Source organism: Pseudomonas sp. SBB6, assembly GCF_024213215.1.
In the GTDB taxonomy this organism is placed as follows: Bacteria; Pseudomonadota; Gammaproteobacteria; order Pseudomonadales; family Pseudomonadaceae; genus Aquipseudomonas; species Aquipseudomonas donghuensis.
This window is the reverse complement of sequence record NZ_JANAVH010000013.1, coordinates 60,700-83,158: the sequence shown is the minus strand read 5'-3', so window position 1 is coordinate 83,158 and position 22,459 is coordinate 60,700. Positions and strand designations below refer to the sequence as shown.

The following is a 22,459-nucleotide window of genomic DNA, read 5'->3' as shown; positions in this document are numbered from 1 at the left end:
TACCAGGTCGCCAAACCCGATCACTGAATGTGTCAGTGACCGACGGAGCCTAGTGTGCCGGTTTGACTCGGGCAAGCTTGTGAGGTCGACAGAATGCGTAGGATAGGTCCTAGGACGCTGCACTGACCAGCGCAGGTCAGCAATAACTACCACCCGCCCCCGCTCCCCCCATCGTCTCCTGTCGGCCTTCACCCCCACAGGAGCACCCCCATGACCCCGCCCAACCACCCCATCCCCCACCACACCTTCATCCAGCAAAACCTCCCCACCTGGACCCAGCACACCACCCCCGAGCACTGGCAACGCCTGCGCCAAGCCCAGCAACCAGCCCAGGGCCATGCCGGCCTTGAGGCCGACTGGTTCGCCAATGCCGCCCCCGACCTGCGCGAGGCGGTGCTCGAGGCACAGGCCCGTAGTCGCGCTGCGGATCAGGCATTGGCCAGGCAACTGCGGGGGCTGCAAGGCCTCACGGCATTCGCCGGCCCCTTGCTGGCCGAGCGCCTGCACCACGACGTTGCCCTGCAACTGGACGTGAGCAAGGCGCAACTGCTCACCTACTCGCCCAAGCCGTTATCCGTACTCGAGCTGTTTGAGTTCGCCCATGACGCTCCCCTGTGGCAAGCGCCGCCTTTACAAGCCGACGCGCCGGTCAGCCTGCTGCAGGCGGCGCTGCACAACTTTTATCCCGACACCTCCTTCACCCCCAACAGCTACCTGCTGGCCAGCCTCGAACCCGGCGCGGTGGCCGAGCCGACGGCAGCGCTGGCGCTCAGGCCAGAAAATTTCGCCACACTGTGCCGCCAACTGGACCTGGGCCAGCGCTATCAGGATCACTTGCAGGCGCAGCTTGGCGCGCCAGGTGTCCCGCCGCTGTGGATCACTGCCACGCAAGCACGCTTGCGCGCCGCCGTGCAGTTGGCGCGTTTGCGCCTGCTTATCCGCGGCAGCACCCAGGATCGACTGCTGAGCCTGCTGGACGGTCACGCCCAGTTGATGCCGGTGCAGCAGTTGAGCCTGTTCGCCATCGCCTTGCGTGATGTGCTGCTGTTCTATCCGCAAGGCCTGGGTGAGGATCAGCCAGTGGTGCTGTGGTTGCCTGGCGCGGTGGACAGTGAGTTGATCGAGTATGCGACGCTGGCGGCGTGTACGGCAGACCTGCAGATGCGCCTATGCAAGGTTGAGTTCCGGCAGTTCTTTGCCCGCCTTGTCGGCAGCGCACAACAGGCGCATTTTTTCAGCGTGCTCAAGCGCAACCTCGATGGCGGTGACGCCAAGGCGAACGAAGACTGGACCCTGCGAACCGGCGCTGACCTGCACCTGACCACCCGCACGCTCCCCCACCCGCACTTTCGCCCGCTGTTCGACCAGCACCTGCAACAGGCGCTGGACGATGCCCGCCTGCTGGCTGTTCCCACGGCCGATGCCGACGCGGCGCGGCATGCGCAAATCAAGGCGTTCTGGGAGAACAGCGCGCTGAACTTCCTGAATGTCGCGGCCTTTTTTGTCCCCGGCCTGGGCGAAGTGATGATGGCGGTGGTGGCCTATCAACTGGTCGAGGAAGTGGTCGAAGGAGTGCAAGCCTGGCAGGTCGGCGATATCGACGCGGCCATGGGGCATATGGCCTCGGTGGCGCTGAACGTGGCGTTTATCGGCGGCCTGGCCCTGGCCGGCAAGGCGGCGGCGCAGTTGTCGTCGCTGGCCGAGGTGCGCCTGCCCGATGGCCGGCTGCGCTTGTGGAAGCCGGACTTGGCCCGCTACCAGGTCGCCGTCGAGCTGCCCCCTACGCTTGAAGCCAATGCGCTGGGCCAATACCTTGTCGAGGGTAAAACCTATGTGCGCATCGATGGCCGCCTGCACCAGCAACGCTTTGATCCGGCACTCGGCCAGTGGCGCCTGGTGCATCCGCTGGACCCAGGCGCCTATGAACCGGCGCTGGAGCACAACGGCCACGGTGCCTGGCGCTCGGTCCACGAACGGCCGCTGAACTGGTCGGCGGAGCAATTGCTGCGGCGCCTCGGGCCGTTGAGCGAGGGCTTTACCGATGCCGAGCTGCTCGAAGCGCTGCACATCAGCGGCACGTCAGCGGCCCATGTGCGCCAGGCGCTGGTGCGCAATGCCGCGCCACCCGCGCTGCTCGCCGACACCCTGGCACGCCTGCAAGCGGCGCGTCGGGCCGGCAGCCGTGAGCGCTTCGAGCAGACCTACAGCGTGCAGCAGCCCGCACCAGCGCACGCCGAACTGCCGCTGGTTCGTGCCCTGCAGGGCCTGTACGCACCCGAGCTTGCCGGCACCGACAGTGATCGTTTGCTGCTGACCTGTATGCAACGCCTGCCCGGCTGGCCTGAAGGCTTGAACCTGGAGCTGCGTGGCGGCAACGTCGATGGCCCGCTGCTGGAACGGACTGGAGCGCGCTGGGCAGCCCAGCGCCAGGTCGTGGTAAAGACCCTGCGCGGTTATCAGGCGTTCGATGGCGCGCAACCGGGGCCAAGAGTCGATGATCTGTTCGAGGCCGCGTTCAACGCACTGCCCGGCGATACCCGTGAGGCAATGTCGTTAGCCGACAGAAACGCGTTGCAAGCCAAGGTGCGCAAACTGGCCTTGCAACACCGCGACCAGCTCAGCCAATGGCTGTGGTCGTACCCGCGCTTGACCTGGGCTGAAGGGGGCGGCCTGCGCGGCGGCAGTGGTCGCGGCTATGCGCAGGGCCATCAGGCCCTGGCCTCGCTGGTGGCGCGCTATCGGCGGTTGTACCCGGGGCTGACCGACGCCCAGGCACAAGCGGCGCTGAACAGTTGGGCCGCGGTCAACCTCAATGCCGCCGAACAGCTGGTGCGCCTGGAGGCGCAATTCACCCGCCTGCGCCACGACCTGGTGCAATGGTCCATGGGCAACGAAGCGCGTGAAACCCTGCGCCGGGAGCTGATCAGCGTCTGGCAGCAGGAGCGCTTTCGGCATTTGCCCGACGGTACTCGGGTGTTCCAGCTGAACATGGACGACAGCGGCTTGACCCGCGCAGACCTGAGCAGTTTCCCGGCCATCGAGGCGTCATTTGCCCACGTGCGCGAGCTGTCGCTGGACGATAACCCGCTGGATGAACTGCCAAGGGCCTTCAGCCGGCATTTTCCCAACCTGCAGCGCCTGTCGTTGAGCAGCACCGAGCTCAGCCGCGTACCCGCTGGCCTGGGCGCGCAGTTGCGGGTGATGGACCTGTCGGACAGCGCGCTGACCTGGTCACCTGCCGACCAGTTGGCGTTGCAGCAATACCCCAACCTTGAGGAGTTGCAGCTGTCGGCCAACCCGCTGGCGACCCCACCGGACCTGACCGCCCTGAGGCAACTGCGCAGGGTTGATTTGTCGCACGCGCAACTGCGCGCGCTGCCACCCGGCCTGCCCGGTTTGCACCAGGCGCAATTGATCGACCTGAGCGCCAATCGACTGCAACGCCTGCCGGTCGGCTTCATGGTGCCGGAGCCTGTGGCACGGGCGCTGCGCCTGGAGAACAACCCCTTCGATGACCTCTCCCTGACCCGCATCGAGCACTACTTCGCGACCAGCGGCGTCGACCTGATGGTCTCCGACTTCAATTACCAGGCCCTGTTGTTCACGGCGACACCCGAGCAATTGGTGCTGTGGCGGCGCCTGCAACTGAACGCACCACGGCCCTTCGTTCGCCACCTGCGCGAGCTGTACGGACGGCTGGATTACCAGACCGCACCCCATGCCACACTGCGCCGTTGGTGGCGGGTGCTGGCGTGGCTCGAGCAGGCGCCCGCCAATCAGACGCTGATGGTGCCGGAGATTGCCCGCAACCTGCTGGCCCTGGAGCCGCAGGCGCAAAGCGCTTTTGCCATGGCGGCGCCCACCTTTACGCTGCGTGCCGAACGGTTGTTGCAGGGGGTGGTCGAGCGGGTTCGCTTGCAGGCGGTGCGCAACGCCGCCGACCAGGCCAGTGCGGCGTTGATTCTCGGCGATGCCGCCGCTGTGGATAACCGCGAGCCGATTCGGCAAGCGTTTTTCTCCTGGATGCTGCAACAGCTGGGCGACGACCCGACGCTGGTCATGGCACCTACGCCGCTGGAGGGCGAGCCGGTGTCCATCGAGCTGATCGAGCACTTCTTGCAGCAGCAACCAGGCGCCTGGCTGGAGCCGCTGCGCGAGCACGTTGAACAGCTCAACCCGGGCACCGAGGCGGGCTTGAACGCCATCTTGCAGCGTTACGCCGGCACACGGATTTTTGTCCATGGCGAGTGGGCTGCCTTGCTGCGCCAGCGCTTTGCCCCGGCCTTCATCGAGCTGGAAACCCAGTACGCACGCGAACTGGAAACAGCCGAGGGAAGGATTGACGACCCCATGCGCTTGCAGGCGTATACCCAGGACCTGGAGCACCAGTATCTGCAGCGACTCGATGCGCTGGTGCGACGGCTGACGCGTAATATCGAGTTCGAACCCCACGAAGAGTAATAACTACCACCCGATGCCAGGCGTGCGGGGGCTTGCTGATGGCTTACTCGCCAAAGGAGCACCCGCATGCCTGACATCAACCCGCACCACACCTTCCTCCGCCAGCGCCTACCCGGCTGGGCCCACCACGCCAACCAGGAAAACTGGCAGCACCTGCGCCAGAGCCTGCACGCGGCGGGTACCGAGGCTATCCCCGGCGCCCCGATTGCACAGTACCGGGCCGTACGCGTCAGCCAGGCGCAGTTGCGCCGTTCGCGCGACGCCTTGCATCACCTGCTCAAGCCTTTGCAAGGCGTCATGGCCTTCGCCGAGCCTCTGCTCAGCGCACGCCTGAAAGACGCCTTCGGCCTGGAGGTGGATGTCATCCGCAGCACGCTGACACCGGTAACCACGAACATCGGTGGCCTGCTGACTGGCCACGATGTCACCGGGCCCACCGCCAGCCTGTTGCAATACGCGCTGCACAACTTCAGTGGCATTTACCTGGACCCACCCAGCGCCATCCGCGACGCGCGCGGCCGGGCCCTGGCGATCAGTGGGTTGGCCTTCGCTGCCGAGTGCCGACGGCTCGACCTGGGCCGGCGCTACCAGGATCACCTCGACGCGCTGTTGGTGTATGGCGAGCAGGCCAGGCAGGTACGCAATGCGTTCGAGCAGGTGAGCAAGGACCAACTGCGCCTGGACCTGCTGCTGGCCCATGGGCAAAAGCGCCTCACTGACGCCGGCAAGAGCGCCCTTAACGACCTGCTCGCCGGCAGCACGCCACTGAAGCTCGGCACACGGCCCATGCACTGCTGGTCGCTGAGCCTGTTCGGCATCGCCTTGCACGATGTCTGGGTGCTTGCCCCTGCCGAGTCCGAGGCTGAACGTATTGCCCGGGTGTCAGGGCAACTCTCCGAGCCGCTGACGCTGCTCCTCAACCCGTTGTCGATCTTTTCCCCACGTCAGAACGTGCTGGACCGCCACAGGCTCAGGAATATCGGCCCGGTATTGCTGTGCTTGCCGGGTACTTCGCACGCCGTGCAGCAGTACCCTTCGCTGCAAGCGGTGCACCACGCGCTCAAGGACAAGCTGTGCAACGCGCAGTTTCGCGCTTTGTTCATGCGCTTTTTGCCCCTTGAGCAACGGGCACATTTTGCCAGCCTGCTCAGGCACAACCTTGCCTCCAAGGTCACGACCGATGCCAACTGGCCGGTACCGACCTGGGCGAACCTGCACCTCACGCACCAACGGATCGAGGGCGAGCTGTTCAACCACTGGCAGACGGCCCAGCTTCGGCGCCTGCGCAACGAAGCCCGGACCCTGGCCGTGCCCACCGCCGATGTCGACGAAAAGGCCCGCGAAGCGCTGCTGCAGGGCCTGGAAGACCTGGGCATGAACTTTCTCAACCTGGCGGCATTCTTTGTCCCGAGCCTGGGCCAGGTGATGATGGGCGTATTTGCCGCGCAACTGCTCTATAGCGCCTTCGAAGGCGTCGAGGCCTGGCAGCAGGGAGACGTCGACACGGCGCTGGCGCACCTGCAGTCCATCGCGCTGAATGTGGCGGTGGCCGGCGGCCTGGCGGTGGGTGCAGGCGCGGTCGGCAAGCTGTTCAACAGCCCGCTGATGGAGTCACTGGTCAGCGTGCGGCGCGCCGATGGCAGCGAGCGTCTGTGGCTGCCGACACTGGCCCGTTACCGCAGCGCGATTCGCCTGGCGGATGGGCTGCAGCCCAACGCCCTGGGCCAGTATGCAGTCGACGGCACGCACTACATCCGCCTCGACGGCGGGCTGTTCGAACAACGCCTGGACCCGGCGTCGCAGCAATGGCGTATCGTTCATCCGCAAGCCCCCGAGGCCTACCAGCCACCCCTGCTGCACAATAAGCAGGGCGCCTGGCGGCAGGTGCACGAACGGCCGCTGCAATGGTCGCGGGCCACCCTGCTGCGCCGCCTTGGGCATCGGGTCGAAGCCTACAGCGACCGGCACCTGAGCCAGGCGGCCTGGATCAGCGGCGTCAGCGAAGACGCCCTGCGCCGGCTGCACGTGGGTCATGAGCAGCCCCCTGAAGTGTTCTTCGATTGCCTGAAGCGCCTGCAAGCGGCCAGCAGCAGCGACGAATGGGTTGGGCGGCTGCAGGACACTACATTCGAAGCAGTGTTTGCCCAGGAATACCAAGGCCCACCTGCCAGTTTGAACCCGCAACAACTGGCGCTGCCACGCGCCATCGAGGGCCTGTACCAACCCTGGCTGGCCAATGATGACTGCGAGCGCCTGGTGTTCGCTTGCCTCAAACGTCTGCCTGACTGGCCTGAGTCGCTACGCCTGGAACTGCGCCGGGGCAACCCGAACGGGCCGCTGATTGCCCAGCTGGGCCCCAGGCATGCCGCCGAGCGACGGGTGATCGTGAAAACAGGGCATTCCTGGCGGGCCTATCGGGCCGGTGAACCGCTGGCGGCGTCTAGCGCCAACCGCTACAAGGCTGTCCTTGACGCCCTGCCCGGCACTGATCGGCAAGCCCTGGCACTGCAGGACGACAACGGCTACCTGCTCGGCACCCGTATCCGCCGCCTGAGCCAAGCCAACCGCGACAGCCTTGGCCAGTGGCTGTGGGCGTACGAACCGGGCTGGTCGGAGCCTATCGGTTTGCGCGGTGGCACGCCGACAGGCTATCAGCAGACGCCGGCGACTTCATCGTTGCTGGCGCGCTATCGCGAGCTCTACCCGCTAAGCAGCGAAGCGCAGGCACGGGTAGCAGTGGATAGCTGGCGTGCGCAGAACATCGAGCCGAGCGCCGCATTGCAACAACTTGAAGCGCAGCTCCAGCGCTTGCGCAGTGATCTGCAGACCTGGGCGGGTGAACATGAGCAGCGTCAGGATGCGATCCCCGGCCTGCTCGATGCCTGGCGGCGCATTCATCCGCGGAGTTCGTCCGATGGGCAAGCCATCTTTGCCCTGCACCTTGACGGTCTGGAATTGCTCGATACCGACCTGGACAGCTTTCCGGCGCTGGAGCCCGGCGTTTTCGAGCATGTACAGGAACTGTCGCTCGACAGTAATGCACTGGGCGAACTGCCCGCCCATTTCACCCGTCATTTCCCCCGGCTTCGTAACCTGTCGGCCCGCGAGAGCGGGTTGACACGCGTGCCTGACGGGCTTGGCGAGCAACTGGTGTCGCTCGATCTGTCCTGGAACCTGATTGCCTGGACGGCCACTGATCAGGCCCGCCTGGCGACCTATCCCGGCCTGCAGAACATGTTTCTGGACAGTAATGCGATGACCACTGCCCCCGACCTGAGCGTTACTCGCCATTTGCGCCATGTGTCCATGACCGGGTGCAACCTGGAGGCTTTGCCACAAGGGCTGGAAGGCCTGCAAGCGCCGATGTTGATCGACCTCTCGGACAACCAGTTGACAACCCTGCCGGCACACTTCGACCCGCCACGGGGGGTGGGCCATGCGCTGCAGTTGGAGCTCAACCCCTTCAACGAGGCAACCCAGGCGCGCATTGCGCAGTATTTCAGCGACTACCGCGTCGACCTGCTGGTGTCGCAAAGCGCGTACGCAGAACTGCTGGCTGAAGCCAACGACGATCAACTGCAACTGTGGGAGCGCCTGCAGGTGCCACAGCGGCTGGATTTCGTTCAGCGTATGCGCGAGCTGTATGACAGCCACAGTTATCTGGTGGCGGCCCAGACCACCCGGCGCAGGTTCTGGCGGATTGTTCGGGAGGTCGACGCGCAACCTGCCAGCAATGGGTTGCTCGCCCAGTACGCAGGGGGTTCGCGTATTCTCGAACTCGAAGACGCCGTTGATAATCTGCTTGCTCAAGCAACAGGCAATGTGCGCCAACGTGGCGAGCAGTTGCTGCACCTGGCCACCCTGCGTGCGTCCCGGCAAGCGATCAGCGCACGCATCGAGCGCCAGATCCCGCTGATGCCGGAGCAAGGCGCCTTGCGCAGCCTGCGTTGCAAAGCACTCTACTACTGGACACTGCGCCAGCTTGCCGATGACCCGGCGCTGGTGATGTCATCCACCCCGCGTGCCGCGGAGCGCCTGTCCACCAATGCCATCGAAGATACACTGCAGCAATTGCCGGCCGACTGGGTCGAGCAAGTGCACCAGCAGTTACTGTTGCTCAACCCCGATACAGACGCGGGCCTGAACGCCTTGTTCCAGCGCACTGCGCAGCACCAGTACCTGAACCCGGACTGGCTTGCTTACCTGCAGTCCAACTTTGCCGAGGGCTTCTCCGAGCTGCAAAACGAACTTGATCAACGCCTTGCCGCTGCCGAGGACGAAGTGGACAATCCTGATGATCGCACCCTGACCCAGCAACTGATCGTCCAGCGTCATGAGGCTGAAGTGGCACAACTGATGCGCGAACTGACCCAGGCGTTCTATCGCAACGGCAACAACGAAGAGTAGCCGCCGGGCGGGCTGGCCGTGCGTGCGGCCAGCCAGCTATCGAATTCCGCCACCGGCATCGGCCGGCCCATCCAGAAACCCTGGCCCTGGTCACAACCGGCGTTGCGCAAGAAGGCATATTGCTCGGCGGTCTCGATGCCCTCGGCGGTGATCTTGAAACCCAGGGCATGGCCCAGGTCGATGATCGCCTGGGTAATCGCCACGCCATCGTCGTCTTCGGGCAAATCCTTGATGAAGGCGCGGTCGATCTTCAGGTGGTCGATCGGCAGCATCTTCAAGTAGGCCAGTGACGAGTAACCGGTGCCGAAGTCGTCCACCGCCGTGGTCACGCCCAATTCCTGCAACTGTGCAAGGACCGCGCAAGCATGTTGCTGGCTTTCCATCAGCAGGCTTTCGGTGATTTCCACCTCCAGCAAGGTCGGCGGCAGGTCGTAGCGCTTGAGCGAGCGTTTGAGGCTGGCGACGTAGTCGCTGCGCTCGATCTGCAAGGCTGCGACGTTGATCGCCACCGGCCCGGGCAGACGATCGGCGGTGCGCCAGGCGGCGATCTGCGCGCAGGCCAGATCCAGCACCTTCTCACCCAAGGGGATGATCAGGCCGGTGCGTTCGGCCAGGGGGATGAACTGCGCTGGCGATACCAGCCCGTGCTCTGGATCACGCCAGCGCAGCAGCGCTTCGGCGCCTTCGACGCGGCCGCTGAACAGGTCGATCTTGGGTTGGTACCAGAGCTCGAATTCGTTGTGCTTCAGGGCCCGGCGCAGGTTGTGTTCCAGGTCCAGGCGCTGCTGCAGGCGCTGGGTCATCTCCGGCTGGTACAGGCGGTAGGCGTTGCGCCCGCTCTCCTTGGCCGCGTACATCGCGGTGTCGGCATGGCGCAGCAGGCGATCGACACTCTGGCCGTGTTCCGGGCACCAGGCCAGGCCGATGCTGCCGGTGACCAGGGCGGCGTTGCCCTTGAGGTCGAAGGGCAACTGCAGGGTTTGCAGCAACGCCTGGATGCGCTCGATGCACTGGCCATCCGGCCCTTTGAGGACAAAGGCAAATTCATCGCCGCCCAGCCGGCACTGGCAATCCTGGGGGTCGATGATCTGCATGAAACGCGCCGTGGCCTGCTGCAGCAGCAGGTCGCCCATGGCATGGCCAAGGCTGTCATTGACCTGTTTGAAGCCGTCGATATCCAGCACCAGCACCGCCAGACGCTGGCCCTGGTTGATCTCATCGAGCAGTTGCTGATGAAAGTGCAGGCGATTGGGCAGACCGGTAATCCCATCGTAATGGGCCAGGCGTTCGAGCTGGGCCTGGGACTGCTTGAGTTCGAGGTTGCGCAGGTTGATCAGGCGGTTGCTGCGATTGAGCTGGGCGACGAACACGCTGAACAGCCCCGTGCAGGTCAAGGCGAACAAAAACAGCGGCGAGGCGAACAGACTCATGGACGGCCAGCCGCCCAGGGGGCTGGCCGCCAGTTGCCAGAGCCCGCCCGGCACATCGACATTGACCGTCACCGGGTGCTGGGTAAACAGCTTCGGATCGCCCCAGATCATCCCCCCGGCCGAACCCTGGCCATCGGCGCCGCGCAGGGCCAGTTCAAAGCCCGGGTCAAGGTCGAGCCCGGCGGTGCTGAGCAAACGGTCGATATCGGCGACGATCGAGACATTGCCCCAGTACAGCTTCACGCCCTTGTGGCCCTTGAGGAATACCGGACGCCGGTAAATCAACCCACGCCCGCCCTGGTACAGCTGCACCGGGCCAGCCAGCACCGGGCTGTAGTTATCGCGGGCGCGCTGCAGCAGCGGGTACTGATCCGGCAACTGACGGTAATCTATGCCCAGTACGCTCTGGTTACCGTGCAGCGGGTAGACATCGACAATCACATCGCCCGGGGCCAGGGCAATATGGCGGATGTGCGGCACCGAGGCGATGGCCTGACGGGCCATGTCGTGAAAGTGCTCGGGGCTGATTTTGCCATCAGCGCTGAGCAGTTGGGCGATGCCTTCGGTCTCGCCGAAGGCCGAACGCAGCTGCGCCTCCAGGGCAGCGCGCACCCCGGACAGGCGCGCGCCGGCATTGGCGACCAGTTCGCTTTCCTGGCGCTGAACATCCAGGCGCCCGAGCACCACCGACAAGCCGATGCCAATCAAGGCAAAGCCGATCGGCAACAGGCGATTGAGGGTGGTGCGCAGGTTCGTCGGCAGGACCAGATTGTCATCAAGGGCGAGGATTCTTGTGCTCATAGGTCCGAAATTCGCATCGAATTAACGCTTTATCGGCGCCTTGGGCACAATGTTGAGCGAGGCTGGCTTTTTTTAGCGCCCTGGCGTTATGCTCGGACTGAAACGTTTCACCCATTACAGAAAAAGAGGTGCTGCGCCCATGGACCGTCTGCTCGATACGCTGTTCCCCACCGCCAACGAGATCCCCGAGGCATACCGCCTGGGTGAACCCCTGGTGCAACGTGAGTACCTGGTGAACGGCCAGTTGCAGCAATGGCACGGGCCCCTGGCCACGGTGCGCAGCCCGGTGTGGCTCAAGGAAGGTAACGAAGAGCGCCAGGTGATCCTCGGCAATACCCCGCTGCTGGACGCCGATACCGCCCTCACCGCCCTGGACGCCGCCGTACATGCCTACGACAAAGGCCGTGGCGCCTGGCCGACGATGCGGGTGGCCGAACGCATCCAGCATGTCGAGACTTTTTTGACCAAGATGCGTGAACAACGTGAAGCCGTGGTCAAACTGCTGATGTGGGAAATCGGCAAGAACCTCAAGGACTCGGAGAAAGAGTTCGACCGCACCTGCGACTACATCGTCGACACCATCGGCGCGCTCAAGGAACTGGACCGCCGCTCCAGCCGCTTCGAACTGGAGCAGGACACCCTTGGCCAGATCCGCCGCGCACCCTTGGGCGTGGCGCTGTGCATGGGCCCCTACAACTACCCGCTGAACGAAACCTTCACCACCCTGATCCCGGCGCTGATCATGGGCAACACCGTGGTGTTCAAGCCGGCCAAGTTCGGCGTGCTGCTGATCCGTCCGCTGCTTGAGGCCTTTCGCGACAGTTTCCCGGCCGGGGTGATCAACGTCATCTATGGCCGTGGCCGCGAGACCGTCAGCGCCTTGATGGCCAGCGGCAAGATCGACGTGTTCGCCTTCATCGGCACCAACAAGGCCGCCAGCGACCTGAAAAAACTTCACCCGCGCCCGCACCGCCTGCGCGCCGCCCTGGGCCTGGATGCCAAGAACCCGGGGATCGTGCTGCCCGAGGTCGACCTCGACAACGCGGTGAACGAGGCGGTCACCGGCGCCCTGTCGTTCAACGGCCAGCGCTGCACGGCGCTGAAGATTCTCTTCGTCCATGAAGACGTGGTCGCAGGCTTTCTCGACAAGTTCCAGCGCAAGCTGGCCGCGCTCAAGCCGGGCATGCCCTGGGAGCCGGGCGTGGCCCTGACGCCGCTGCCGGAAGCGGGCAAGATCGACTACCTCAACGGCCTGGTGGCCGATGCCGTCGACAAGGGTGCAAAAGTCATCAATGAAGGCGGTGGCGCCAGCCGTGGCTCGTTCTTCTACCCCGCCCTGCTGTACCCGGTGAATGCGCAGATGCGTGTGTACCATGAAGAGCAGTTCGGCCCGCTGGTGCCGGTGGTGCCTTATCGCGACCTGCAGACGGTGATCGACTATGTGCTCGATTCCGACTTCGGCCAGCAACTGAGCATCTTTGGCAGCAACTCGGCTGAAGTCGGCATGCTGGTCGATACCTTCGCCAACCAGGTCGGCCGGATCAACCTCAATGCCCAGTGCCAGCGCGGCCCGGACACCTACCCGTTCAACGGGCGCAAGAACTCGGCCGAGGGCACCCTGTCGGTGCACGACGCCCTGCGGGTGTTCTCCATTCGCACGCTGGTGGCGACCAAGTTCCAGGAGAGCAACAAGCAGCTGATCAGCGACATCATCCGCAACCGCGAGTCGAGCTTCCTGACCACTGATTACATTTTCTGACTGCCGCTCGTCCAGCGCCGCCGATTTTGATTTGCCGAATCGCCGAAACTGTATAAACATACAGTTTCGCGCCATTCCCTGCGGCGCCTTAAAGGAGGATCAATAAAATGGCAGTCAAACCTATCCCCGAAGGACAACACAGCATTACCCCCTACCTGGGCATCAAGGATGCCGCCAAGGCTATCGAGTTCTACAAGAAGGCCTTCGGTGCGGTCGAGATGTTCCGCCTCGACGGCCCCGAAGGGAGCGTCGGCCATGCCGAGCTTAAAATCGGCGATTCCTCGCTGATGCTCGCCGACCCGTGCGAGCAGTCCGGCGGGCTGACCAGCAGCCAGTCGCTCAATGGCGCCGCCATCGGCCTGCACCTGTATGTCGAGGATGTCGATGCCACCTATGCCCAGGCCCTCGCCGCCGGTGCCACCCAGGTCACTGAAGTCAAAGACCAGTTCTACGGCGACCGTAGCGGCACCCTGAAAGACCCGTTCGGCAACCTGTGGTTCGTCTCCACCCACAAGGAAGACCTCTCCGTGGAAGAGATCCGCGCCCGCGCCGCCAAGCTGTTTGGCGACCAGTAAGCAGCACTGGCTCGGCTGGCGGGCATGTTCGCCAGCCGGGCTTTGCATTAAGGTGGCAGGCACAGGAAGGCTGGCCAGGATTGTCCATGCGAATCATCGAAAAAAACGCCGCGCTGGTGCGCACCCTCACCCCAGCTGAAGACGCGCTGTTGCGTGGTTTTGTCCAGGGCGGGCTGGAAGGCCCGCGCCTGTTGCAAGCCAACCAGTTACTGATGAAGGTGCGCGCCGCCGGCCACTGGCTGGCCTGCGACTGCCAGCCCAAAGCAATGCCGGTGCTCAACGTCAACCTCAATGGCAACACCGGCACGCTGTTCCTCAAGAACAACCCGGGCACGGCCGAGCACGCGCCAGACTGCGCGTTCATCAAGGATGAGCGTGAGAGTGGCAGCCGCGACAGCGACAACGACTCGCCACCGGCTGCCTGGCTCGCACCGGACGCGCCCTTGCGCCTGATCGGTGATTTCAAACCGGCCAGCGCCACTGCCGGCGAGTCCGCAGGCAGTGGCGACAAACGCGAGCAGCATCGGCTGCTGTCGCTGCTGCTGACCCTGATCGAAGCCAGTGGCTTGAACGTCTATGCCACCCGGCTGAAAAAGGACCTCACCGGGCAGTTCGCCGAATTGCGCGGGGTCGCCAGCCGTTATCCGTTGATCGAGCGGGTGCCGGCCAGCAACTACCTGGAAACCCGCCTGGACATGAAGCACATGATGATGCTCAAGGCGCGTTTGCGTGAGTCCACGGCCTTTGGCAACCATCGCCGGCATGGCTTGCTGCTCGACTGCGTCAGCCAGATCAAAGCGCGCAAGGTATTCAACGACCGCAGTGAAGACGGCTTCGACTTCCAGGGCCATCACCTGCTCTGGGGCGGCAGCAAGACCCCGGGGCCGTTGCTGGCCCTGGCGATCTACTCGCCGGCCAGTGCCGGTAGTCATTTCTATGAGCTGATTCATGTTGCCAGCGTGCCGGTGCTGTCGCGCGGGCAGCTGTTTCCGGTGTATCGCGATGAAGAGCGAGAGCCGTTGAAGATGCTCATCTCGCTGATTGACTGGATGGCCAGCAAGGGCGTCAAGGTGATCATGCGCCGGCCGGTGCTGGGTGGTCAGGGCATGGACGCGCTGGTGCTCAGTTCCGACCAGGACCGGGTGCTGTCGGTGTCGCTGACCGAGCAGCCGCTGGGGCCGGAGCCGGAGGGCGAGACGTTCAAGCGTTATGCCGACTTCAAGAGCCTGGACACCTTTCGCAAGTATGTAGCCGGCTTCTTCATGCGCGGGCGCGAGTAACGGGTAACGACCAGGCCGCTGCGCGGCCATCGCCCCGTGGGAGCCGGCCTTGCCGGCGATGGGCTGCGGCAGCGGCCCCAGGCCTCCAAAGCCAGATTGCATCCCTAGCCCGGTGCATGCATCCATAACCCCGTGGGAGCCGGCCTTGCCGGCGATGGGCTGCGGCAGCGGCCCCAGGCCTCCAAAGCCAGATTGCATCCCTAGACCGGTGCATCCATCCATAACCCCGTGGGAGCCGGCCTTGCCGGCGATGGGCTGCGGCAGCGGCCCCAGGCCTCCAAAGCCAGATTGCATCCCTAGACCGGGGCATGCATCCATACCCCTGTGGGAGCCGGCCTTGCCGGCGATGGGCTGCGGCAGCGGCCCCAGGCCTCTAAAGCCAGATCACATCCCTAGACCGGTGCATCCATCCATAGCCCTGTGGGAGCCGGCGTTGCCGGCGATGGGCTGCGGCAGCAGCCCCAGGCCTCCAAAGCCAGATTGCATCCCTAGCCCGGTGCATGCATCCATAACCCCGTGGGAGCCGGCCTTGCCGGCGATGGGCTGCGGCAGCAGCCCCAGGCCTCCAAAGCCAGATTGCATCCCTAGACCGGTGCATCCATCCATAACCCCGTGGGAGCCGGCCTTGCCGGCGATGGGCTGCGGCAGCGGCCCCAGGCCTCTAAAGCCAGATTGCATCCCTAGACCGGTGCATCCATCCATAACCCTGTGGGAGCCGGCGTTGCCGGCGATGGGCTGCGGCAGCAGCCCCAGGCCTCCAAAGCCAGATTGCATCCCTAGACCGGTGCATCCATCCATAACCCTGTGCGAGCCGGCGTTGCCGGCGATGGGCTGCGGCAGCAGCCCCAGGCCTCCAAAGCCAGATTGCATCCCTAGACCGGTGCATCCATCCATAACCCTGTGGGAGCCGGCGTTGCCGGCGATGGGCTGCGGCAGCAGCCCCAGGCCTCTAAAGCCAGATTGCATCCCAATGCGGATAGTCACCAATGCTGGACACCAAACCAGCCCGCAACGGGTTTGCAACGATGTAGCGAGCCACCGCCTGAACATCCTCTTCCCGGCGTAACGCCCGATCATGAAAACCGTGCTGCCATAAACGACCCTTGCGCCGGCTGGCCTTGTTGATCAGGCAGGTACTGCGAGATTTGACCCGGCGTACCAGTGACGCAAGGGTTCCCTGGCGCAGCTCGATCAACCAGTGCAGGTGATCGGGCATGATCACCCAGGCCAAGGATTTAGCCAGCGCTTGACGCTGTGCATATTGCAGTTGCTCAACCATCAGCCGAGCCAGGTGAAAATCGGTAAAAACCGGTTGGCGGTTTTCGGTGATGCTGGTCAGCAGGTACAAGCCGCCAAGTGTCGATACTCGCCCACGTCTCAAGCGATGGGAGGCTGGACTGTCCATGTTGGGTCTCCTGAAAATCGAGCCTTCAGGCTAGCCCGATTGAAACACTCAGGTGGCAGGTCAATTAATCTTGATGTGTCTGAACCATCGCTTCGCCGGCAACGCCGGCTCCCACAATAGATTGGTGCCCCCACAACCCCGTGGGAGCCGGCCTTGCCGGCGATGGGCTGCGGCAGCAGCCCCAGGCCTCCAAAGCCAGATTGCATCCCTAGACCGGTGCATCCATCCATAACCCTGTGGGAGCCGGCGTTGCCGGCGATGGGCTGAACCCCGTATAGCAGAGCCTGTGCGTCCTGCTTCGTTAATATTTTATTTTTCTCCTTAAGGGTTTACACGCGAATGGTAATTCTTATCATTCTCGACTTCCCGAGCGGCCGGGCCCTTCCGTCCCGGTCGTTCACCCTTTGCTCCAGGAGAAATCTGACATGGTGTCGCGCTTCAACCTCAGCCGCTTGAGCATTGCCTTGCTGGCGACCCTGGGTTCCACGGCAGTCGCCGCGGCCCCGCTGGAACTGCAGCCGGACGAAGTCCAGGTGCAGCCGACCGACCTGCCAGTGGACGGCAGCCGGCAGGCGATCGAGCTGGAGAACACCCGGGTACTGGGCACCGCCGAAGAGGAGCTGAAGCAGGCTCCGGGGGTGTCGATCATCACCGCTGAAGACATCAAGAAGCGCCCACCAGTCAATGACCTCTCCGACATCATCCGCCGCGAACCCGGGGTCAACCTCACCGGCAACAGCAGCAGCGGCGCCCGCGGCAACAACCGTCAGATCGACCTGCGCGGCATGGGCCCGGAAAACACCCTGATCCTCATCGACGGCAAGCCCTCCACCTCACGCAACGCCGTGCGCTATGGCTGGAGCGGCGACCGCGACACCCGGGGCGAAACCAACTGGGTACCGGCCGAAGAAGTCGAACGCATCGAGATCCTGCGCGGCCCGGCCGCCGCGCGCTACGGCTCCGGCGCCATGGGCGGTGTGGTCAACATCATCACCAAGCGCCCGACCCAGGACCTGCGCGGTTCCATGACCCTGTACACCATGCTCCCCGAGGACGATGCCGAAGGCACGGGCAAGCGGGTCAACTTCAGCTTGAGCGGGCCGCTTACCGACAGCCTGATCTTCCGCGTCTATGGCAACCTGAACAAGACCGACGCCGATGACATGAAGATCAACTCGGCGCACCAGGCCTTCGATTCATCCTTGATGGCCGGCCGCGAAGGCGTGCGCAACAAGGACATCAACGGCCTGCTGAGCTGGAAGATCGACCCGGCCAACACCCTTGACTTTGAGTCCAGCTACAGCCGCCAGGGCAACATCTTTGCCGGCGACACCATGCTCAACGCCGGCGGCGAGTTCGTCGAAAGCCAGGTGGGCAAGGAAACCAACGTCATGCAACGCTCAAGCTTTGCCGTGACCCATCGCGGCGACTATGACTGGGGCACCTCCACCGCGTCACTGTCCTATGACCTGACCCGTAACGACCGCCTCAATGAAGGCCTGGCCGGCTGGGGCGAAGGTGCGCCATCGGGCGGTGCCGGGCGCTTCGAGTCGCGCCTGCGCAATACCCGCGCCACCGGCGAGGTCAACCTGCCACTGAGCATGGGCCTGGAGCAGGTGCTGACCCTGGGCGGCGAATACCTCTATGAATCGCTCAACGACCCGGGCTCGCTGCGCCCGCAAAGCTATGACCCGGGCGCCGAGCTGCCGAACTTCGACCGTACCCAGACCAAATCCACCGCGCGCAGTTTTGCCCTGTACGCCGAGGACAACATCGAAGTCGGCGAAAACACCATCGTCACCCCTGGCCTGCGTCTTGATCACCACGAGGACTACGGCGACAACTGGAGCCCGAGCCTGAACGCCTCGCACCAGATCACCGAGGCCCTGAGCATCAAGGGCGGTATCGCCCGCGCCTACAAGACCCCGAACCTGTACCAGGCCAACCCCAATTACCTGCTGTACAGCCGTGGCGCAGGTTGCAACTCCAGTGAAGTCAACAATGGCGGCTGCTACCTGCTGGGCAACGCCAACCTCGAACCGGAAACCAGCGTTAACAAGGAACTGGGCCTGGCCTACGACAAGGGCACCTGGCGCACCAGCGCAACCTACTTCCGTAACGACTACAAAAACAAGATCGAAGCCGGTAACCAGACCTTGTTCCGCCTGCCCAACGGGCGCCGCATCCTGCGCTGGGAAAACACCGGCAAGGCCGTGGTGCAAGGCGTCGAGGGCAACCTGTTCGTCGAGCTGACCCCAGCGCTGGACTGGAACACCAACTTCACCTACATGATCGAGTCCGAGGACAAGAAAACCGGCGAGCCGCTGAGCATCATTCCCGAGTACACGGTCAACTCGACCCTGGACTGGAACGTCACCGACAAGCTGTCGTTCCAGCTCAACGGCACCTACTACGGCAAACAGGAAGCACCGACCTACAACGCCCGGGCCAATGAAGCCCTGGACAAGAAGGTCCAGAAGGACGTCGACCCCTATGGGATTGTCGGCATCAGCGGGGGCTATGAATTCACCAAGAACCTGAGCATGCGCGTGGGCGTGAACAACCTGTTCGACAAGCGCCTGTACCGCGAAGGCAACTCCGATGAAGCCGGGGCCTTGACCTACAACGAGGCGGGCCGGGCGTACTTCGCCTCGTTTACTACTTCGTTCTGAACCCGGCGTTGACCGCAGGGCAGCCTTGCTGCCCCATCGCCGGCAAGCCGGCTCCCACAGTGGACTTGCATGCACCCGACCTGTGGGAGCTGGCTTGCCAGCGATCGAGCGCGAAGCGATCGCAATCCCGGCAACATCGGTTAGCGACAGTCCGTGTAGCGGTCTCTCTAGTCGATATGTAGGAATATTCGACAATTCCTACCACAATTTTCAACGCCTCTATACTTCCCATACTCTTGCACCCTGATTCGACGTATCGTTGGCGACTCGCCGGCTCCGGCCTGTTTCGTCTTCCTGAATGATTCAGGAAACGGCTTACCCTCTTCGTCAAGGAGTTGCGCCAATGCCCACGGTACTGATCGTCGATGATCACCCCACGATTCGTCTTGCGGTGCGTATGCTGCTGGAACGCGAACGCTATGAAGTGGTGGGTGAAACCGGGGACGGCGTGGCCGCCGTGCAGATGGCCCGCGAACTGCGCCCCAATGTGGTCATCCTCGATATCGGCCTGCCCGGCCTGGATGGCCTGAGCGTGATCAAACGCCTGCATCTGCTGGAAAAACCACCGAAAATCATGGTCCTGACCGGTCAGCCCGCGGCCTTGTTCGCCCGTCGCTGCCTGGATGCCGGCAGCTCGGCCTTCGTGCACAAGGACGAAGACCTGGACGCACTGGTGTTTGCCTTGAAAGCCATGCTCAAGGGCTATTCGACCTTCCCTGACATGTCCGCCAGCCGCGGCCCGCTGGGCAGCGAAGAAGAGCGGCTGGCCAGCCTTTCCCACCGAGAGATGGAAGTGCTGCGCATGCTCGCCGCCGGCCTTTCGAACAACGACATCGGCATTCGCATGCTGCTGAGCCCCAAGACCATCAGCACCTACAAGAGCCGGATCATGGAGAAGCTTCAGGTAGGATCTTTCGTCGACCTTATGGGTCTGGCAAATCGCAATCTTGTGATCTGAGCCGGCCATGACCCTGCGCCCCGCTCTTCTGCTCTTGCTGCTGGTCTGCCTGCCGGCGTTGTTGCTCAACAGCAGCCTGGCCGATGAGCCCGGTGAACCGCGCACGCTGCTGGCCCGTTCAGTGGTGGGCGGCGAAGGCGTAGTGCTGTCAGCGGATGACCGGCGTTGGCTGAAGGAAAAAGCCGTGCTGCGCCTCGGAACCTCGAGCCCGGACTACCCGCCTTTCGATATCAATGTCAGCCAGAGCGAATACGAAGGCCTGACCGCCGACTATGCCGGGCTGATCAGCGAACTGCTGGGCATCCCCTTCGACGTGCGCCGCTACGCCAGCCGCAAAGCGGCGATCGCCGCCCTGCATGCCGGGGACATCGACCTGCTCGGCAGCTCCAATGGCTTTGAAGCCGCCGACGCCCAGCTGGTGCTGAGCCAACCCTATGCCGATGATCTGCCGGTGATCGTCACGCCCCAAGGCAAGACCCGCGCCATCGATGACGAGCTGGATGGGCTGCGCCTGGCGATGGTCGATCACTACCTGCCGGACGAAGAAGTCCAGCACCTGTTCCCCAAGGCCCGCCTGCAGTTGTACACCTCGACCATGGCCGGTTTGTCGGCCGTCTCGCTGGGCCAGGCCGACGCCTTTCTCGGTGATGCGATCAGCAGTGATTACCTGATCGGCAAGAGCTTTCAGGACAGCGTGCAGATTTCCCACTTCGTCAAGCACGAGCGGGAAACCTTCGCCTTTGCCCTGGCCCGTGGCAACGACAAGCTGTTGCACCTGCTCAACCGTTCACTGGCGGTCACCAGTGAAACCGAGCGTTTGAACATCCTGCGCCGCTGGAGCAGCGGCAGCACCAGCATGTTGCTTGATCGCGGCGCCTTGACCCTGAGCCACGAGGAGCGGCGCTGGATCGAACAGCACCCGGTTACCCGTGTGCTGGTGAACAAATACTTTGCGCCGTTGAGTTTCTACGATGACCAGCAGCAGGTTCGCGGCATAACCGCCGACGTCCTGGAGCAGATCAGCCTGCGCACGGGGCTGAAGTTCGAGTTCATCGAGACCGATGCCGGTGCGACCATGATCGCGTTGCTGCAACAGGGTAAAGCCGACCTGGCCGGTACGCTGGTCTATAGCCCCGAGCGCGCCAGGCTGGTCAACTTCAGTCGGCCATACCTGACCGACCCTTGGGTGCTGGTGTGCCGTACCGACAGCGCGTTCGGGCAAAACCCCGAACAGCTGGATGGCAAACGCGTGGCGGTCATTCGCGACTCCCCCTTGAAGGCGCAATTGCTGCAGCGTTACCCGACGCTGACGCTGATCGAGGTCGATAGCCCGCTGGCATTGATGGAAGCCCTGGAGGATAAACAGGTCGACCTGGTACTGAGCTCGCGCATCAACGCGGCCTACTTCATCAGCCGCCTGTTCAAGGATCGGTTGCGTATCGCCTCCCAGTATGGCGACCGGCCGATTACCGCCTCGTTTGCAACGCCCAAGGACGCCAGGGTGCTGCACTCGATCATCGATAAGGCCTTGCTCAGCATCCCGCCCGACGAACTGGCGCAACTGACCAACCGATGGCGCACCAACGCACTGATCAGCGACAGCCCCTGGTACAACTACCGCTCACTGATCCTGCGGATTCTCATCGTCGCCAGCCTGATGATCGCCGTGGTGGTGTTCTGGAACCGCTACCTGCGCAACCTGATCCGCCAGCGCAGCGAGGCCCAGCAAGCGCTGCAGCACGAACTGGGGTTCAGCAAGCGCCTGCTCGAAGAACTGCGCCTGGCCAAGGACCAGGCCGACGACGCCAGCCGGGCCAAAAGCACGTTCCTGGCGACCATGAGCCATGAAATCCGCACGCCGATGAACGCGGTGATCGGCCTGCTCGAGCTTGCGCTCAAGGATGCCGAGCAGGGCCGTGCCGATCGCGCCTCGCTACAGGTCGCCTTCGACTCGGCCAACGGCTTGCTGGCACTGATCGGAGACATTCTCGACATCGCCCGGATCGAATCCGGACACATGGAACTGAACGCCACCGCCACCGACCTGACGGCGCTGGTTGCCGCTACCGTACGGGTGTTCGAAGGCAATGCCCGGCTCAAGGGCCTGATGTTGCAGACGGACTTGCACACGGTCACCGAGGGTGTGCTGGTTGACCCGCTGCGTTTCAAGCAGGTGCTGTCGAACCTGCTGGGCAATGCCCTGAAGTTTACCGAGCAGGGCCAGGTCAAGGTCACGCTGCGCTGGGGCGCGGAACAGCCCGGGCAGGTGCGACGGGCCTTGCTCAGCATTGAAGACAGCGGCATCGGCATCAGTGCTCAAGACCAGGCGCGGCTGTTCCACAACTTCACCCGGGTTGGCGAACAACAGGCACGCCAGGGCAGCGGCCTGGGCCTGGTGATCAGCCGTACCCTGTGCGAGCTGATGGGTGGCCACCTGAGCCTGACCAGCACCCCGGGCGTCGGCACGCGGGTCGACATCGAGTTGCAATTGCCGATTGCGCCCCTGGCGCAAGCGCCCCTGGCAGAAATCGAGCAACCGCTGGCCGACAGTGCCTTGAACATATTGGTGGTAGACGACTACCCCGCCAACCTGATGCTGCTGCAGCGCCAGCTCAGTGTTCTCGGCCATCAGGTCAGCCAGGCCAGCGATGGCCAGGCCGCGCTGGAGCTGTGGCTGCAAGGGCAGTTCGATGCGGTGATCACCGATTGAC

General features: G+C 63.7%; 10 protein-coding genes. 8 read left to right on the top strand and 2 right to left on the bottom strand.

All coding sequences use genetic code 11. The features are described from left to right. The first annotated feature begins 210 nt into the window (after window positions 1–210). Both NLX68_RS22305 and NLX68_RS22300 read left to right on the top strand, forming a co-directional pair. Window positions 211–4,461: a DUF6543 domain-containing protein gene (locus tag NLX68_RS22305; RefSeq protein ID WP_254285827.1), complete on the top strand. Its 4,251-nt coding sequence runs from the start codon at window positions 211–213 to the stop codon at window positions 4,459–4,461. A gap of 66 nt (window positions 4,462–4,527) precedes the next feature. After that, window positions 4,528–8,868, top strand: a complete 4,341-nt coding sequence (locus NLX68_RS22300; protein ID WP_254285826.1) for a DUF6543 domain-containing protein — start codon at window positions 4,528–4,530, stop codon at window positions 8,866–8,868. On the opposite strand, the gene NLX68_RS22295 is transcribed toward NLX68_RS22300, so the two are convergent. Next, window positions 8,841–11,099: an EAL domain-containing protein gene (locus tag NLX68_RS22295; RefSeq protein WP_254285825.1), complete on the bottom strand. Its 2,259-nt coding sequence runs from the start codon at window positions 11,097–11,099 to the stop codon at window positions 8,841–8,843. The two genes, NLX68_RS22300 and NLX68_RS22295, sit on opposite strands and share 28 nt — an antisense overlap. A 139-nt stretch (window positions 11,100–11,238) precedes the next feature. Between NLX68_RS22295 and NLX68_RS22290 the strand changes: the two genes are divergently transcribed. The 3 genes from NLX68_RS22290 (at window position 11,239) to NLX68_RS22280 (ending at window position 14,713) form a co-directional block, all read left to right on the top strand. Beyond that, complete coding sequence (locus NLX68_RS22290; protein ID WP_254285824.1) at window positions 11,239–12,858, top strand: NADP-dependent glyceraldehyde-3-phosphate dehydrogenase; 1,620 nt, start codon at window positions 11,239–11,241, stop codon at window positions 12,856–12,858. Window positions 12,859–12,965: 107 nt separating this feature from the next. After that, window positions 12,966–13,433 (top strand): VOC family protein, encoded by a 468-nt coding sequence (locus NLX68_RS22285; protein ID WP_254285823.1) that lies wholly within the window; start codon window positions 12,966–12,968, stop codon window positions 13,431–13,433. An 86-nt stretch (window positions 13,434–13,519) separates the two neighbouring features. Beyond that, on the top strand, window positions 13,520–14,713 hold the full coding sequence (locus NLX68_RS22280) for a hypothetical protein (protein ID WP_254285822.1): 1,194 nt from the start codon (window positions 13,520–13,522) through the stop codon (window positions 14,711–14,713). Between the two features lie 949 nt (window positions 14,714–15,662). Here NLX68_RS22280 and NLX68_RS22275 read toward each other — a convergent pair. Continuing rightward, a complete protein-coding gene (locus tag NLX68_RS22275; RefSeq protein ID WP_010227025.1) occupies window positions 15,663–16,118 on the bottom strand; it encodes a transposase in 456 nt (151 codons plus the stop codon). Between the two features lie 425 nt (window positions 16,119–16,543). Here NLX68_RS22275 and NLX68_RS22270 point away from each other — a divergent pair, with 425 nt between their 5' ends. The 3 genes from NLX68_RS22270 to NLX68_RS22260 all read left to right on the top strand — a co-directional run bounded on the left by NLX68_RS22270 (window position 16,544) and on the right by NLX68_RS22260 (window position 22,458). After that, window positions 16,544–18,790: a FepA family TonB-dependent siderophore receptor gene (locus tag NLX68_RS22270; RefSeq protein ID WP_254285821.1), complete on the top strand. Its 2,247-nt coding sequence runs from the start codon at window positions 16,544–16,546 to the stop codon at window positions 18,788–18,790. A gap of 343 nt (window positions 18,791–19,133) precedes the next feature. Then, window positions 19,134–19,748 carry a response regulator transcription factor gene (locus NLX68_RS22265; protein WP_254285820.1) on the top strand — a complete coding sequence of 205 codons (615 nt, stop codon included), beginning with the start codon at window positions 19,134–19,136 and terminating at the stop codon, window positions 19,746–19,748. Between the two features lie 7 nt (window positions 19,749–19,755). Next, window positions 19,756–22,458 (top strand): transporter substrate-binding domain-containing protein, encoded by a 2,703-nt coding sequence (locus NLX68_RS22260; protein WP_254285819.1) that lies wholly within the window; start codon window positions 19,756–19,758, stop codon window positions 22,456–22,458. Window position 22,459: the final 1 nt, after the last annotated feature.

Coding starts and splice junctions, on each gene's coding strand:
- NLX68_RS22305 (WP_254285827.1), top strand. CDS start 211: ATGACCCCGCCCAACCACCCCATCCCCCACCACACCTTCATCCAGCAA.
- NLX68_RS22300 (WP_254285826.1), top strand. CDS start 4,528: ATGCCTGACATCAACCCGCACCACACCTTCCTCCGCCAGCGCCTACCC.
- NLX68_RS22295 (WP_254285825.1), bottom strand. CDS start 11,099: ATGAGCACAAGAATCCTCGCCCTTGATGACAATCTGGTCCTGCCGACG.
- NLX68_RS22290 (WP_254285824.1), top strand. CDS start 11,239: ATGGACCGTCTGCTCGATACGCTGTTCCCCACCGCCAACGAGATCCCC.
- NLX68_RS22285 (WP_254285823.1), top strand. CDS start 12,966: ATGGCAGTCAAACCTATCCCCGAAGGACAACACAGCATTACCCCCTAC.
- NLX68_RS22280 (WP_254285822.1), top strand. CDS start 13,520: ATGCGAATCATCGAAAAAAACGCCGCGCTGGTGCGCACCCTCACCCCA.
- NLX68_RS22275 (WP_010227025.1), bottom strand. CDS start 16,118: ATGGACAGTCCAGCCTCCCATCGCTTGAGACGTGGGCGAGTATCGACA.
- NLX68_RS22270 (WP_254285821.1), top strand. CDS start 16,544: ATGGTGTCGCGCTTCAACCTCAGCCGCTTGAGCATTGCCTTGCTGGCG.
- NLX68_RS22265 (WP_254285820.1), top strand. CDS start 19,134: ATGCCCACGGTACTGATCGTCGATGATCACCCCACGATTCGTCTTGCG.
- NLX68_RS22260 (WP_254285819.1), top strand. CDS start 19,756: ATGACCCTGCGCCCCGCTCTTCTGCTCTTGCTGCTGGTCTGCCTGCCG.